Annotated in this window: 1 protein-coding gene; it reads left to right on the forward strand. The window is 71.2% G+C overall.

Annotated elements, in window-relative coordinates:
• Positions 1 to 350: 350 nt before the first annotated feature.
• Complete coding sequence (rsmA, locus tag QK444_RS36275; RefSeq protein ID WP_282786644.1) at positions 351 to 1229, forward strand: 16S rRNA (adenine(1518)-N(6)/adenine(1519)-N(6))-dimethyltransferase RsmA; 879 nt, start codon at positions 351 to 353, stop codon at positions 1227 to 1229.
• The last annotated feature ends 103 nt before the right edge of the window (positions 1230 to 1332 follow it).

Consider the following 1332-nt stretch of genomic DNA (forward strand, 5'->3'; position numbering starts at 1 on the left):
CGGGTTCGCCCGTGCGGCGGCCGTGGTCGAGTCGTCGTGTGGCGGCGGGCGTTGTCGGGTTCGCTCGTGGGGCGGCTGTGGTCGAGTTGCCGTGTGGCGGTCGTCGTCGGGTTTGGCCGTGGGGCCGCTGTGGTCGAGCTGCTGGCCGCATGGCGGTGGGGCGCGGTGGTCGTGCGACGGCGGTGGGGCGCGAGTCGTCGCGTGGCAGCTTGTTGTCGGGTTCACGCGTGGGGCGGCTGTGGTCGAGTTGCCGTGTGGTGGTGGTTGTCGAGTTCGTCGGGGTGGCCGTGGGGCGAGCGGCCGCGCGGGCAGGTGCGTGCTCGGAGTGGCCGTGTTGATACGTTTGGCGCGTGTCCGAGTCCGATATCGCCCGTGGTCGAGCCGCTCTGCTGGGTCCCGTCGAAGTGCGGGAGCTGGCCGAACGGCTCGGGGTGCGGCCGACCAAACAGCTCGGTCAGAACTTCGTGCACGATGCCAACACCATGCGGCGCATCGTGACCACGGCGGGGGTCGGCCCCGAGGACGTGGTGCTGGAGGTCGGACCCGGCCTCGGTTCGCTGACCCTGGCGCTGCTCGATGTGGTCGACCGGGTGATCGCGGTGGAGATCGACCCGGTGCTCGCCCGCGCCCTGCCCGATACGGTGGCGGCGCGCGCACCCGAGCTGGCTGACCGCCTGACGGTGGTGCTCTCCGACGCCATGAAGGTCACCGCCGCCGACCTGCCCGCCGCGCCCACGGCGTTGGTAGCGAATCTGCCCTACAACGTCGCGGTCCCGGTGCTGTTGACGCTGATGGCCGAATTCCCCAGTATCCGAACCGCACTTGTCATGGTGCAGCTGGAGGTTGCCGAACGCCTGGCCGCCGAGCCCGGCGGTCGCGTCTACGGCGTACCCAGCGTCAAGGCGGGCTTCTTCGGCCCGGTCCGCCGTGCCGGAACCGTCGGCCGACAGATCTTCTGGCCGGTGCCCCAGGTCGAATCCGGTCTGGTCCGCATCGACCGCTTCACCGTCTCCCCGTGGCCGCAGGACGCCGAGTTCCGGCAGCGGGTCTACGCGGTGGTGGACGCGGCCTTCGCGCAGCGCCGCAAAACATTGCGCGCCGCATTGGCGGGCTGGGCGGGCTCCCCGGCCGAAGCCGAAAAGCGCCTCGTCGCAGCGGGAATCGCGCCCACCGCACGCGGCGAAACGCTCGACACCGCCGCTTTCGTCCGCCTCGCCGAACAAGGCTGAGGCGCAATCATACGGGGCTGATCAACGCTTCGGGGATGGGCCGTGACGCCCCCGAGGTTGGGTCGTGACGCCTTGGGACGCTGGGCCGTGACGCCTCGGGGCC

The organism is Nocardia sp. CC201C, assembly GCF_030010695.1.
Taxonomy (GTDB): domain Bacteria; phylum Actinomycetota; class Actinomycetes; order Mycobacteriales; family Mycobacteriaceae; genus Nocardia; species Nocardia otitidiscaviarum.